Origin of the sequence: Roseovarius sp. (assembly GCF_027019125.1) — a bacterium.
In the GTDB taxonomy this organism is placed as follows: domain Bacteria; phylum Pseudomonadota; class Alphaproteobacteria; order Rhodobacterales; family Rhodobacteraceae; genus Roseovarius.
This window is the reverse complement of the sequence record NZ_JALUXE010000006.1, coordinates 26,077-38,562: the sequence shown is the minus strand read 5'-3', so window position 1 is coordinate 38,562 and position 12,486 is coordinate 26,077. Positions and strand designations below refer to the sequence as shown.

The window sequence follows — 12,486 nt, the reverse complement described above, 5'->3', positions numbered from 1 at the left end:
TCAGCCCTCGCGCTTTTCAAAGTCAATCCGCGGATCGACCAGCACATACATCAGGTCCGACAGGATGCCGACCACAAGACCGATAAGGCCGAACAAAAAGAGCGTTCCGAACATCACCGGATAGTCGCGCCCCACCGCAGCCTCAAAGCCCAGACGCCCCAGCCCATCGAGGCTGAAAATCGTCTCGATCAGCACCGATCCGCCAAAGAACACGCCAATGAACACCGCCGGAAAGCCCGCGATGACAATAAGCATCGCATTGCGGAACACATGCCCATATAGCACGCGCCGCTCCGACAGCCCCTTGGCCCGCGCGGTCATCACATAGTGTTTCTTGATCTCGTCCAGAAAGCTGTTCTTGGTCAGCAGCGTCAGCGTGGCAAAGGCCGAAATGGTCGACGCGATGACCGGCAAGGCGATATGCCAGAGGTAATCGCCGATCTTGCCCAAGAGGCTCAGTTGCTCGAAATTGTCCGAGGTGAGGCCGCGCAACGGGAATATCTGGAAATAACTGCCCCCCGCGAACAGGACCAACAGCATGATCGCAAAGAGAAACGCCGGGATCGCATAGGCCACGATGATGATACCGCTGGTCCATGTGTCGAACTTGGTGCCATCGCGCACCGCCTTGGCCACCCCCAACGGGATCGACACGATATAGGCAATGAGCGTCGACCAAAGCCCGAGCGTGATCGAAACAGGCATCTTTTCCAGAACCAGATCCAGCACCTCGATCTTGCGGAAATAACTCTCACCGAAGTCGAACCGCATGTAATTCCACATCATGTTGAAGAACCGCTCGAGCGGCGGCTTGTCCAGACCGAATTGCTCTTCCAGCTCCTTGATCAGTTCCGGCGGCAGGCCCCGCGCCCCGAGATACTGATCGCTGCCCCCTGCGGCCCCAACCATCTCTTGCCCGGTATCCGAGCCAGAGCCGGAAAAGCTCTCGAACACGTTGCCCTGCCCCTGCATGTTGGCAATCATCTGCTCGACCGGCCCGCCGGGCACGAATTGCACGAGCGCAAAGTTGATGACCATGATTCCAAAGAGCGTGGGCACGATCAGCAAAAGCCGCCGCAGGATATAGGCGCCCATTTAGTGGCTCCCCCGGATCACAGCGCGCCCGCGTCTTTCAACGCCTGAGCCTTGTCGGCATCGTACCACCAGAAATCCAGCACGCCGGTTGCATAGGGCGGCAGCGGCTCGGGATGGGCATACATGTCCCAATAGGCGACCCAGCTCTTGTCGAGATACCAGGTCGGGATCATGAAAAACTCATAGCGCAAGGCACGGTCAAGCGCGGTCAATGCCACATCCTGTTCCTCCTTGCTGCCGGATTCCAACGCGCGGTCGATGATCGCGTCGACCATCGGGCTTGCCAGCCCTGCCGGGTTGAACAGGCTAAAGGCCGCCTCCTTGCTGCCATACCGCTGATGCAGGCCGGTGCCTGCCTCCAGAAACGACACATAGCTGTCAAAGATCAGGTCATAATCGCGATCCCGCTCGCGCGCCGTGTATTGCGCGGCGTCGATCTTGTCGAACTTGGCATCAATGCCCATCAGTTGCAGATTGCTGACAAAGCTTTCGACCACCGCCGACATGGTGGCAGAGCCAGAGGCGGAAATCGGGATCTCGATCTCGAGAACCTCTCCGGCGGCGTTGCGCCGCTTGCCGTCGTCGCCAACGGCCCAACCCGCCTCATCCAGGAGCTTCATCGCCGCGCGCAGATTGCGCCGATCATTCAGGCGCTCGCCATTGGACGAATGCGCCATGACCGCAGGCTCTGTCAGCATCTCTTCGGGCACCACATCCCCCAGGGATTGCAACAGCGCCAGTTCCGCGCCTTCTGGCGCACCCTTGGCCTCAAGCGGGGTGTCCTGAACGAACGAATGCCGCTGCTTGAAAAGGTCATATTGCAGGGACGCATTGGTCCATTCGAAATTGAACCCCAGCGCAATCGCCTGCCGCACCCGCTTGTCCTGCAATGTCTCGCGGCCCAGATTGAACACGAACCCCGACGGCGTCGGCGGCAAGCCATCCGGTAATTCCGCCTTGACCACATAGCCCGCATTGGCCGCCGGAAAATCATAGCCCGTGGCCCAGGTCTTGGAATTGCCCTCGGGTCGAAACGTGTAGATACCAGCCTTGAACGCCTCGAACGCCGCGTTGTCATCGGCGAAATACTCGATCCGGATACGGTCGAAATTGTGCCGCCCCTTGTTGATCGGCAAATGCCAGCCCCAGTAATCGGGATTGCGTTCATAGACGATATTGCGGTTCACGTCATAGCTCTTGACCTGATAGGGCCCCGATCCCGGTGCCGCCTCCAGCCGTGGCTCATCCAGCCGCGCGCCGGTGTCCTCGTACCACTTGCGCGGAAAGACCGGCGTGCCGCCCACCTGATCAATCAGCGACCGGCGCGAGATGCCTTCCGCAAAGGTGAACTTGACGGTGTGATCATCCAGCGCCTCGGCGCTCAGCACCCGGCGCTTGACCGCCTCGGCATAGGATTTCAGCCCCTGCTCCAGAAACAGGTTGTGCGAAAACACCACGTCATGCGCCGTGACCGGCGTGCCGTCGGCGAATTTGGCCTCGGGGCGCATGTGGAAGATCACCCAAGTCTTGCCCGCGTCATATTCCAACCGCTCGGCCAAGAGACCGTAACCCTCGTTATAGCGGTCCCCCGGCAGCGGCTCGCCGCTTGCCTCGGATGCCCCCAAAAGGCTCTCGTAAACCATCCAGGACAGCCGCCCGGCCCGCCCCTGCCGCGCATAGGGGTTCATCGAATCAAACGTCCCCGGCGCATAGAGCGAGATTTCACCGCCCTTGGGGGCCTCCGGGTTCACATAATCAAAATGCGGATAATCCGCCGGATATTTCAGATCGCCATAGAACGAATACCCATGCGAGGTGATCACCTCGTCCTGCGCCCAGACCGCCTGTGCCATCAGCGCGGCGATTGACAGGCCCATCACGGCCAGCCTCAGACGCCAGGGCGCCGCCCCCGCGCGTGTCCGGGTTTTGGTCAGGGTGTTTCGTCCGGTCATGCCATCCTCCTCCTGCCGCACCCATTATCTGGTGCTTCATCGCTTGCTGGCAAGCTAAGGAGGGGGCGCGTCTTGTTCAAGCGCCGATCCTGTCCGCCGCCCACGAAAAAGGCCGCCACCCTCACCGGGCAGCGGCCTTTCGAAAATGTCGGGCTGATCAGTTTGCAGCGCTTTGCAGATAGCCGATCAGGTTGGCGCGATCCGCCTCATCCTTGAGCCCCGGAAAGCCCATGCGATTGCCCGGTGCAAATGCGCGCGGATTCTCGATCCAGCCGCTCAGCTTTTCCACGGTCCATTCGCCTTCCAGACCCTTGAGCGCGTCGGAATAGGCAAAGCCCTCGACACTGGCGATGTCACGTCCGACGATGCCAAAGAGATGCGGACCGGCCCCGTTCTTGCCATCCTCAAGCTTGTGGCAGGCACCGCAGCGACGAAAGAGCTTTTCACCCGCTGCCAGATCAGCCGCAGCGACCAGCGCCGCAAAGTCCGATGCCCCTGCTTCCGCTGCAGGCTCTGCTGCCGCTTCTTCCGCTGCAGGCTCGGCTGCTGCTTCCTCTGCCGCAGGCTCAGCCGCCGCTTCTTCTGCCGCAGGCTCGGCTGCTGCTTCTTCCGCCGCAGGCTCAGCCGCTGCTTCTTCTGCCGCAGGCTCAGCCGCTGCTTCCTCTGCTGCAGGTTCAGCCGCTGCTTCCTCTGCTGCAGGTTCGGCTGCTGCTTCTTCTACCGGCATTTCAAAGGTCGTGCCGTCGGTCTGATCAAGATAAGCAATCAGGTCTGCGCGATCTTCGGCCTTGCGCATGCCCGCATAGCCCATCGTGGTGCCCGGCGCATAGCCCTTGGGATTTTCAAGGAATGCGTTCAATTCCACCGGCGTCCAGACCTGCGCCACAGCCTTCAGAGCCCCCGAATAAGAGCCATAGCCCGAAGCCGCTCCGACGTCGCGTCCGACGACCCCGTAAAGATACGGGCCAACCTTGTTCTCGCCCTGAACGACAGCGTGACAAGCCGCACAATTGCGGAACAGCTTCTCACCATTTGCCGGATCAGCCGAGGCCATCAGCGAGGCCAGGCTTGGGCCCTCTTCGACCTCTTCCGCTGCACCAGCGTCGCCCGTGTCGATCACATAACCCTGTGCGTGATCCTCGCCATGGCCGCCGCCCATCGAATAAATCGACTCCGCCGCCCAATTGCCCAAAAGGAACACCAAGAGCGCGCCACACAGCGCACCCGCGGTCTTTGTCATCGTCATTGTGTCGAACATAGGCCCGTTTCCATTTGATCCGTCGTTGGCCGCGTATCTATCCGCTTCCCCTACCGGCGCGCAAGGTGTAGTTTCCGCGACCAAACGCCCGACCGGGCCAAAAATACGGAAAAACGCAGATGACCAACCGCATCGCCTTTCAGGGAGAGCTTGGTGCCTACTCGCATCAAGCCTGTCGCGATACCTATCCCGAGATGGAGGCACTGCCCTGCCGGACGTTTGAGGATGCGATTTCTGCCGTGCGCGACGGTCAGGCTGATCTGGCGATGCTGCCGGTCGAAAATTCCACCTTTGGTCGGGTGGCCGACATTCATCACCTTTTGCCCGAATCGGGCCTGCATATCGTAGCCGAGGCTTTTGTGCGTGTTCACATCAACCTCCTGGCCCTGCCCGGCGTGCGCCTTGACGAAATCGAGAGCGCGATGAGCCACGCCATGCTTCTGGGCCAGTGTCGCGCCTTTCTCGAGCGCCACGGCATTCACCGCGTGACCGGCGCTGATACCGCAGGCTCCGCCCGTCAGGTGGCCGAGGCCGGCAAACCGGAAATGGCCGCCCTCGCCAGCGAGTTGGCAGGCGAGATCTACGGTCTCGACGTGATCGCCCGGCATATCGAGGATCAGGGCAACAACACCACCCGCTTTCTCGTGATGGCACGAGAGCCCGATTTCTCGCAGCGCGGTGACAATGGGATGATGACGACGTTCGTCTTTCAGGTCCGCAACATTCCGGCGGCGCTTTACAAGGCCATGGGCGGCTTTGCCACCAATGGTGTCAACATGACCAAGCTCGAAAGCTACATGGTCGGCGGGTCCTTTACCGCGACGCAGTTCTACGCCGACATCGAAGGTCATCCAGATGATCCGGCCGTCGCGCGGGCGCTGGATGAGTTGGATTACTTCACCTCGAACGTGACGATTCTAGGCGTTTACCCCGCCGATCCGCGCCGACACGATACCGACTGAATACCGACACTTACTTCAGGCGGATCGCGTATACCGGTCCTCTATCTCTGCCGCGTATTCCGCCAGCCGGACCTTGAACCGTTTTGTCAGGTTATTGCGCGCCAGTCGCAGCGATTGCATCATCAGCCGCGCCGCCAAGGTGCGCGGCTGCAACACCAGCGTGACCGTCATCCGCGTGCGTCCCCGCGACAGCGCCACAAGTTCCGCGATCATCTGCCCTTCTATCGAAGGCGACATCAAGCCCAGCTTGATCCCGTTGGGCGGATCGTAGTCAACAACGCTCACATCCACTTTGCGCTGCTTGCCGCGCAGCTTGAACGCAGCATGCCAGCTCATGCCAACGCCCGGCACCTTCTGCTTGTCAGTGCGCCGCACATCCGCTCCACGCCGCAAGGCCGAGCGCTCAAACCCTTGAAAGTCCGTGATTTCCTCGAAAACCCGCTCTATTGGCGCCTCAATATCTTCCTTGCCGGTGAACTGCATCCCCAGACCGCCCTTTTCGGTTTGTTATCGCTTTGCCCACGTCCATTGTCACCTCAATCCAGACAGTCGGCAAGCCAGTTCTCAAGCAGGAAATGCGCAATCGCCCCCTTGCGCGCAGGCATCAGGAACGGATGCTCCCCGGCAAAGGCCGAGAGGATCTCTTCGCGGCTCATCCACTGGGCATCCTCGATCTCTTTCGGATCAATGGTGATCTCCTCGCTCAGCGCCTCGCCGCGACAACCAAACATGAGCGAGGCCGGAAACGGCCAAGGCTGGCTCGCCAGATAGCTGACACGCCCCACCTTGACCCCTGCCTCTTCCCATACCTCACGCCGCACAGCCGCCTCGATGGTCTCCCCCGGCTCTATGAACCCGGCCAAAAGCGAATACATCCCCTCGGGCCATCCCGGAGAGCGCCCCATCAGCACCGAATTTCCATGGGTTATCAGCATGATGACCACCGGATCGGTGCGCGGGAAATGTTGACCGCCGCAGTGATCGCAGGCCCGCTGCCATCCCGCCCGGATCATCCGGCTTTCCTTGCCGCAGCGCGCGCAAAAGCGGTGCGTCAGATGCCAGCCGAACACCGCCTTGGCCGTCGCCGCAAGCTCTGCGTCGCGCGGGCTGAGCCGCGTCATCACCCGCCGCAATTCGGCAAAGGCGCTGCCCTCGGGCAGGTCGGGATGCACCTGCTCTGTCGCATCGAGAAAGCTGTCAAGCTGATCCGGTTCCAGCCCCGGCGGCACCCAGGCAGAAATATCATGCGCCAGAATCAGATCACCGCTTTCGTCACGCCCCAAGAGGATCGGCGGCACCTTGTAGCGCGCAAGGACCGGATGATCCGGCGTCACCACGACCAACTGATCAAGCGTTTCCGCACGCAACAGCGGCTTGCCCCGCCAGAGCACGATCGACCGCGCGCGGCCCTCTGCCATCGCCACTTGGATCATGGCCTCGTCACCGCGTACCTCATCGGCCCGGTCGAGCCCCGATCCCCCGAATGTCACCTGTTCCGCTGTCCGCATCACCCGCCTCCCGTGCCTAACTCTCTACACAATGCCCATGTCCACAAGACAAGAGCCTAGGCGCACAAAGCACAGGCAAATCACAATTTGCAACTTATAGTGTATTGATCGCGGCGCGCCGACATGCCACCCTCTCTAAGCCTCTGGCAAAACTTGTAATTGTACCCTGTCCAAGCGGTTTCATTTCCGTGGTATCACCGGGGCTGCGCCCGGTCTCAGAGCGTTGACGATTTGACCGACCCCGTTGCCAAAACAGCCCCATTCCCTGCCTGTCGCGAAACCTTGCGCCTGCGGATATTGCAGACCACAGATGTCCACGGCCATCTGTTACCCTTCGACTACTACACCAACCAATCCAACCGGCCCTGGGGCCTGGCGCGGCTGGCCACGCTGATCCGGCACGCACGGTCCGAAGTTGGGGCGGCAAACTGCCTGCTGCTCGACAATGGCGATTTCCTGCAAGGCACACCGCTCACCGATCTCACCGCGCAGCCAGATCAGGGCTGGAGCGGACCGCATCCGGTCATCTCCGCCATGAACGAGATCGGGTATGACGCGGGCACGCTTGGCAATCACGAATTCAACTATGGCCTCGACTGGCTGACGGAAACCTTGGCGCAGGCGCGCTTTCCCTTGACGTGCTGCAATGTCCTGATCCGGCGCGGCACAACGCCCACCGAGGATGAGACGCTCCTGCCGCCCTATCTGCTGCTCACCCGCCAGATGCAGGATGGTGCCGGCAGGTCGCATGATTTGCGGATCGGTCTGTTGGGCCTCGTTCCGCCGCAAATACTGACATGGGACCACGCCCACCTCTCAGGCCGCGTCGATGTGCGCGACATGGTCGAGAGCGCGCGCGCTTGGGTGCCTGCCTTGCGTGCTTTGGGCGCCGATCTGATCCTGCTCATGGCCCATACCGGCATTGATCCCGGCCCGGACCGCCCGATGATGGAAAACGCCGCACGCGCGCTCGCCCGCCTGCCTGGCATCGACGCCCTGCTTGCAGGCCACAGCCACAAAAGCTTTCCCAGCACCGATCACCAGGGCATTCCCGGCGCAAATGCAAGCGACGGCACGCTCTACGGCACGCCATGCCTGATGGCCGGATTTCGCGGCGACCATCTGGGCCAGCTTGACCTGACGCTGACCCGCGATGCCAAGGGCTGGCGCGTGACAGCGCATCATTCCCGCCTTCTGCCTGCGGTCGGAGCCTCGCCATGCCCCGCACTTTGTACCACGCTCGACAGCGCCCACCGCCACACCAAGGCCCTTACCGCGCGGGAAATCGGTCAGACCAAGACCCCCCTCCACAGCTATCTCAGCCTCTTGCGCGACGACCCGATCCTGCACCTCGTCAATGGCGCGCAGCGCCGCGCCTTGGCTGCGGCCTTGGCCGATGGCCCGCATGCCGGGCTGCCTCTTCTCTCCGCCTCTGCCCCGTTCAAGACCGGCGGTCGCGGCGGCCCCGCGCATTTCACCGATATCCCAAAGGGTCCGCTGCGCCTGCGTCACATCGCCGATCTCTATGGCTTTCCCAACACGCTCTGCGGTCTGCTTGTGACCGGGGCTGAGGTGCGCGACTGGCTGGAACGCGCCGCCATCTGCTTCAACCAGATCATCCCCGGCCTGCCGGATCAAGCGCTTCTGGATCCCTCTGTGCCGGGGCATGATTTCGATGTGATCGACGGGCTCAGCTATGCGATCGACCTCAGCCAACCCGCTCGCTACGATCTTTTCGGCACGCTGATCAATCCTACAGCGAGGCGTATCCGCGACCTGCGGCACGCGGGCAAACCTGTGCGGCACGACGCCCATTTCGTGATCGCCACCAACAGCTATCGCGCGCATGGCGGGGGGCCGTTTGCCCCGCTCGCCGAGACGGGGTTGATCTATTCCGGCACCCGCCCGGTGCGCGACATCCTTGCCGACCATGTCGCGGCCCTGGGTCAGATCGCGATGGCACCGCGCCCGACATGGCGCTTTGCCCCCCTGCGGAAAACCACCGTCACGGTCGAGACCGGCCCCGGCCTGCGCGCTCATCCTGCCGATATCGCCGCTGTGAACGCGACAGATCTTGGTTTGACAGATACGGGTTTCCTGCGCCTTTCCCTACCCTTGCCAGATACGCAGCCCACCCTTGCGCATCCCGTGGCAGACGCCTATATGACGCCCTGAGAGGTTGGCGCGGGCAGGCACCTCGCCAACCCGGTCAGGTCCGGAAGGAAGCAGCCGTAACGAGCCCCGCTTGGGTCGTTGTCCAGCCTCTCACCCTTTCCCCGTAGCGCGCCACACAGGCGTTAATCACAATAACGCGCCCGCAGATGGCGGCGTTGCGGCGCATGAACGTCAGGGCCAACAGCGCGGTAGCCTTCTTGCACCGGCCCCTTGGCCCGGGCGAAATCGGGGCGGAAGGCCTGGCAAATGCGCTGGTCCGTGATCCGCGCCTCCGTGCCACGGCCGCGCAAGTCCACGATATGTCCCGCCTTGATGCCAAGGCCGCGCGTCTCGAACTCAAGAGGGTGCCGCAGCTCGAACACCTCGACATCGGCCCCTTGCCCAAACAGCGCCTCTTCGCCCTGCCAATGTTTGCCGCTGACAAATTGCAGACGGTAGACACCCGGCGGCACCAGCACGCGAAAGAATGCGCCGCCCCGGATATAGGCGGTCAACGCTTCTTCGCCGGTCTTGGCATCAAGCAAGGTCACGACATGATCGCGCCCCGGCAAGGTCTTGACCTGAAGCGGGAAAACAGCGGGCAGGCCGGTGCTGTTCCGCAACAGGCCCGCTGGGGGCGGGGGCACATCGGCGGCGCGGGCATCGGCCACCACGCCCCCAAGGCAGAGCAGAACAGCCGCTATCAGCGGCATTACCTGCCTCACAGCTTGCGCAAATAAGCCCAAGACACATGCCCCCGCAGCCCCCGCGCCCGGTCGAGCGAGACTTCGCACCAGCGCGTGCCTCCCGTTTGCTGACAGCTATGCACCCGCAGGACGGTGCCATTGGGCAGCCCCACGATCACGTCATAACCGGTGCCCGGCCCCGCCCGCATCTTGAGCATGTCATCTTCCGCGACACCATGCACCTCGTAGCGCCCGAGTGAGGCGGCATCCGCCGGGGTCATCCCCAGAAGCGCTCCGGCAAATAGGCTTGCCACTCCAATGATAAGAGCCCTGCGCATTGCACCCTCCCGCCTGTTGATGGTTGCAGTTCTACAGGTTCGCACCCTGAAACGAAATAGTCGCGCAGATCCTGTCGCGGGCATTCCGCCTAGAGCATTTCACCGCCGTCAATCACCAGCGCCAGCCCCGTGACAAAGCTGGACCGATCCGAAGCCAGATAGACGATACCGTGCGCGATTTCCTCTACGCTGGCCCACCGGCCCATGGGGATCGACCCGGCGACGTAGGACTCCAACGCCGCGCGCCCGCCCATCTGTGTCTCGAACCCGGCATTGAACGGCGTATCGACAAAACCGGGGCATAATGCGTTGAACCTGATGTTCTCAGCCGCGTAATCCAGAGCCATCTGCTTTACCATCGCCACGGCAGCATGTTTGGTCGTGGCATAGGACACCATACCGCGATCATATTGGCAGCCCGAATTTGAAGCGGTGACAATCACCGACCCGCCACCCTGCGCGCGCATAGGGACAATCGCCGCCTGCGCCAGCACGAAATGCGCCCGCACATTCAGCGCCCATGCCGCATCCATCTGCGCAGGCGTCACATCCTCGGCGCGCCCTGGAATCTGGATGCCCGCATGGCTGTGCAGAATGTCGATCCTGCCCCAATCTGCCACCACTCTCTCGACCATCGCGGCGCAGGCTGCGTCCTCGGTCACATCCAGCGCAAAGGCCGCCCCCCGTCCGCCTGCCGCCTCGATCTGCGCCACTGTCTCCTGCGCCAGGCCGCCGTCCAGATCGGTGACAATGACCACCGCCCCCTCACGGGCCATCGCAATCGCCCCCGCCCGGCCAATTCCTGACCCTGCCGCCGTCACCAGCGCGATTCGATCCTTGAGCATGCCATTCTCCTGCATAGGGTCAGCGCCCGGCCCGCGCCGCACCGGGCCGCAACAGCACCTGCGCGATGATCAGCAGCGTCAGGGACGCGATCATGACCATCGTGCCAATCGCATTGATTTCGGGTGTTACGCCCCGGCGGATCGACGAGAAAATGTAAATCGGCAGGGTTGTCTCGGACCCGGCGACAAAGAACGCCATGATGAAATCATCAAAGCTGAAGGTGAAGGCCAAGAGAAACCCCGCCAGAATGGCCGGCGCAATCTGCGGCAGCGTCACTTGCACAAAGGTCGCCACCGGGCCAGCGCCCAGATCGCTCGAGGCTTCGATCTGCGCTCGGTCAAAGCTCTCCAGCCGCCCACGCACCAGCAGGACCACCAGCGACATGGTGAACATGCCATGCAGCCCGATGAGTGATCCCATGCCCAAGGACAGCCTGCGGCCACTCATCGCCTCAAGCCACGGATTGACAAGATCGAACACCGTGACCAGCGCGATCAGTGCAGCAATGCCGATCACGATGCCGGGGATCATCACCGCAATCTGCACCAGCGTGTCGAAGACCGTCCGCAGCCGCCCCCGCATGCCCGTCAACGCCAGCGCCGCCATGGTGCCCGCCACCGTCGCCAGAACAGCCGACAGAAACGCCACCTTGAGCGAGGTCCAGAGCGCCTCCATCACAAAGGGATTGCTGAGCGCACGGCCATACCATTCGGTCGAGAACCCCTGCATCGAGCTCGCCGACCGCCCGGCCGAAAACGAGAATAGCGCGATGATCCCGATGGGCAGGTAGAGAAACGCAAAGACGGCAATGGCATAGGCTCTCATGACATCCTCACATCAGCCCGACATCGTCGCGGCCCGCACCAAAGCGGCGAACCGCACGGCTATAGAGGGCCACAACGATCAACATGATCACGATCAGCGCCACGGCCACCGCCGATCCGAACGCCCAGTTGCGCGACTGCAGGAAGAGATCAACCAGCGCATTGCCGACAAAGAACACCTTGCCGCCGCCCAGGATGGCGGGGATCAGGAATTCGCCGGTAAGCAGGATGAAAACCAGCATCGAGCCCGTCAGAACACCCGGCATCGACAAGGGCAGCGTGATCTGCAGAAAACTGCGCCAGGGTGGCGTGCCCAGATCCGCCGCCGCCTCGAGCAGGCTGCGATCCAGCTTTTCCAGCGCCACATAGATCGGAAAGACCATCAATGGCAGGTATCCGTAAACGATCCCTACCAGCACCGCAAAAGGCGTGTTGATGAGGCGAATGTCACCCAGACCCAGCGCCTCCAGCAGCGCCGGAATGCCATTGCCCCCAAGCAGGTAAATCCACGCATAGGACCGGATCAGGATCGAGGTCCAGAACGGAACGATCACGAGAATGAGCAGCGTTGTCTTCCAACGCGCCGACACCTTCAACGCCAGGTAATAGGCCAGCGGATAGGCAATGAGCAGCGCCGCCAGCGTGCCCATGGGGGCCAATGTCAGTGTATTGAGAAAAGCCGAGAGGCGCGCAGGCAGATTTGCATACTGCTCGAAGGTGAAGCCCGGCGCGTAGCCACCAATCGGGTTCCGCTCGCCAAAGGAAAAGACGAGGACGACAGTCAGAGGGAACAAGAGCAGCACGGCATACCAGATGCCCGCTGGCATCAGAAGCAGCGCGCGCGCCCGTGTTCTTGTCATGGC

Annotated in this window: 12 protein-coding genes and 1 other RNA gene; 3 read left to right on the top strand and 10 right to left on the bottom strand. The window is 62.1% G+C overall.

The features are described from left to right. From MVC20_RS03680 to MVC20_RS03670, 3 genes are all read right to left on the bottom strand, one after another. On the bottom strand, positions 1-1,095 hold the full coding sequence (locus MVC20_RS03680) for a microcin C ABC transporter permease YejB (protein WP_037273273.1): 1,095 nt from the start codon (positions 1,093-1,095) through the stop codon (positions 1-3). Between the two features lie 17 nt (positions 1,096-1,112). Continuing rightward, the gene (locus MVC20_RS03675; protein ID WP_297538561.1) at positions 1,113-3,068 is read right to left on the bottom strand and encodes an extracellular solute-binding protein; all 1,956 of its coding nucleotides are present in this window, start codon (positions 3,066-3,068) and stop codon (positions 1,113-1,115) included. Positions 3,069-3,204: 136 nt separating this feature from the next. Beyond that, the gene (locus MVC20_RS03670; protein ID WP_297538559.1) at positions 3,205-4,287 is read right to left on the bottom strand and encodes a cytochrome c family protein; all 1,083 of its coding nucleotides are present in this window, start codon (positions 4,285-4,287) and stop codon (positions 3,205-3,207) included. A 137-nt stretch (positions 4,288-4,424) separates the two neighbouring features. On the opposite strand from MVC20_RS03670, the gene MVC20_RS03665 reads away from it, so the two are divergent. Beyond that, entirely contained in the window at positions 4,425-5,267 is an 843-nt protein-coding gene (locus tag MVC20_RS03665) for a prephenate dehydratase (RefSeq protein ID WP_297538557.1), read from the top strand. Positions 5,268-5,282: 15 nt separating this feature from the next. Here MVC20_RS03665 and MVC20_RS03660 read toward each other — a convergent pair whose 3' ends face one another. Beyond that, the gene (locus MVC20_RS03660) at positions 5,283-5,750 is read right to left on the bottom strand and encodes an SRPBCC family protein (RefSeq protein WP_297538556.1); all 468 of its coding nucleotides are present in this window, start codon (positions 5,748-5,750) and stop codon (positions 5,283-5,285) included. A 53-nt stretch (positions 5,751-5,803) separates the two neighbouring features. Continuing rightward, on the bottom strand, positions 5,804-6,775 hold the full coding sequence (gene nudC, locus MVC20_RS03655) for an NAD(+) diphosphatase (RefSeq protein ID WP_297538554.1): 972 nt from the start codon (positions 6,773-6,775) through the stop codon (positions 5,804-5,806). 159 nt (positions 6,776-6,934) lie between these two features. On the opposite strand from nudC, the gene MVC20_RS03650 reads away from it, so the two are divergent. Then, on the top strand, positions 6,935-8,950 hold the full coding sequence (locus MVC20_RS03650; protein ID WP_363320687.1) for a bifunctional 2',3'-cyclic-nucleotide 2'-phosphodiesterase/3'-nucleotidase: 2,016 nt from the start codon (positions 6,935-6,937) through the stop codon (positions 8,948-8,950). Next, positions 8,948-9,046: signal recognition particle sRNA small type (gene ffs, locus MVC20_RS03645), an RNA gene on the top strand. The genes MVC20_RS03650 and ffs overlap by 3 nt, the downstream gene beginning before the upstream one ends. Positions 9,047-9,072: 26 nt before the next feature. Here the strand turns inward: ffs and MVC20_RS03640 are convergent. From MVC20_RS03640 to MVC20_RS03620, 5 genes are all read right to left on the bottom strand, one after another. Next, complete coding sequence (locus tag MVC20_RS03640) at positions 9,073-9,642, bottom strand: hypothetical protein (protein ID WP_297538552.1); 570 nt, start codon at positions 9,640-9,642, stop codon at positions 9,073-9,075. Between the two features lie 8 nt (positions 9,643-9,650). Continuing rightward, the gene (locus MVC20_RS03635) at positions 9,651-9,953 is read right to left on the bottom strand and encodes an SH3 domain-containing protein (protein WP_297538550.1); all 303 of its coding nucleotides are present in this window, start codon (positions 9,951-9,953) and stop codon (positions 9,651-9,653) included. An 89-nt stretch (positions 9,954-10,042) separates the two neighbouring features. Further along, complete coding sequence (locus MVC20_RS03630) at positions 10,043-10,813, bottom strand: SDR family NAD(P)-dependent oxidoreductase (protein ID WP_297538548.1); 771 nt, start codon at positions 10,811-10,813, stop codon at positions 10,043-10,045. A 4-nt stretch (positions 10,814-10,817) separates the two neighbouring features. Then, on the bottom strand, positions 10,818-11,624 hold the full coding sequence (locus MVC20_RS03625; protein ID WP_297538546.1) for an ABC transporter permease: 807 nt from the start codon (positions 11,622-11,624) through the stop codon (positions 10,818-10,820). A 7-nt stretch (positions 11,625-11,631) separates the two neighbouring features. Next, positions 11,632-12,483 (bottom strand): ABC transporter permease, encoded by an 852-nt coding sequence (locus tag MVC20_RS03620; RefSeq protein ID WP_297538544.1) that lies wholly within the window; start codon positions 12,481-12,483, stop codon positions 11,632-11,634. Positions 12,484-12,486: the final 3 nt, after the last annotated feature.

What these genes read in the sequence shown, in the direction of transcription:
- MVC20_RS03680 (WP_037273273.1), bottom strand. Translation starts at nt 1,095, where the DNA reads ATGGGCGCCTATATCCTGCGGCGGCTTTTGCTGATCGTGCCCACGCTC.
- MVC20_RS03670 (WP_297538559.1), bottom strand. Translation starts at nt 4,287, where the DNA reads ATGACAAAGACCGCGGGTGCGCTGTGTGGCGCGCTCTTGGTGTTCCTT.
- MVC20_RS03665 (WP_297538557.1), top strand. Translation starts at nt 4,425, where the DNA reads ATGACCAACCGCATCGCCTTTCAGGGAGAGCTTGGTGCCTACTCGCAT.
- MVC20_RS03660 (WP_297538556.1), bottom strand. Translation starts at nt 5,750, where the DNA reads ATGCAGTTCACCGGCAAGGAAGATATTGAGGCGCCAATAGAGCGGGTT.
- nudC (WP_297538554.1), bottom strand. Translation starts at nt 6,775, where the DNA reads ATGCGGACAGCGGAACAGGTGACATTCGGGGGATCGGGGCTCGACCGG.
- MVC20_RS03640 (WP_297538552.1), bottom strand. Translation starts at nt 9,642, where the DNA reads ATGCCGCTGATAGCGGCTGTTCTGCTCTGCCTTGGGGGCGTGGTGGCC.
- MVC20_RS03635 (WP_297538550.1), bottom strand. Translation starts at nt 9,953, where the DNA reads ATGCGCAGGGCTCTTATCATTGGAGTGGCAAGCCTATTTGCCGGAGCG.
- MVC20_RS03630 (WP_297538548.1), bottom strand. Translation starts at nt 10,813, where the DNA reads ATGCAGGAGAATGGCATGCTCAAGGATCGAATCGCGCTGGTGACGGCG.
- MVC20_RS03625 (WP_297538546.1), bottom strand. Translation starts at nt 11,624, where the DNA reads ATGAGAGCCTATGCCATTGCCGTCTTTGCGTTTCTCTACCTGCCCATC.
- MVC20_RS03620 (WP_297538544.1), bottom strand. Translation starts at nt 12,483, where the DNA reads ATGACAAGAACACGGGCGCGCGCGCTGCTTCTGATGCCAGCGGGCATC.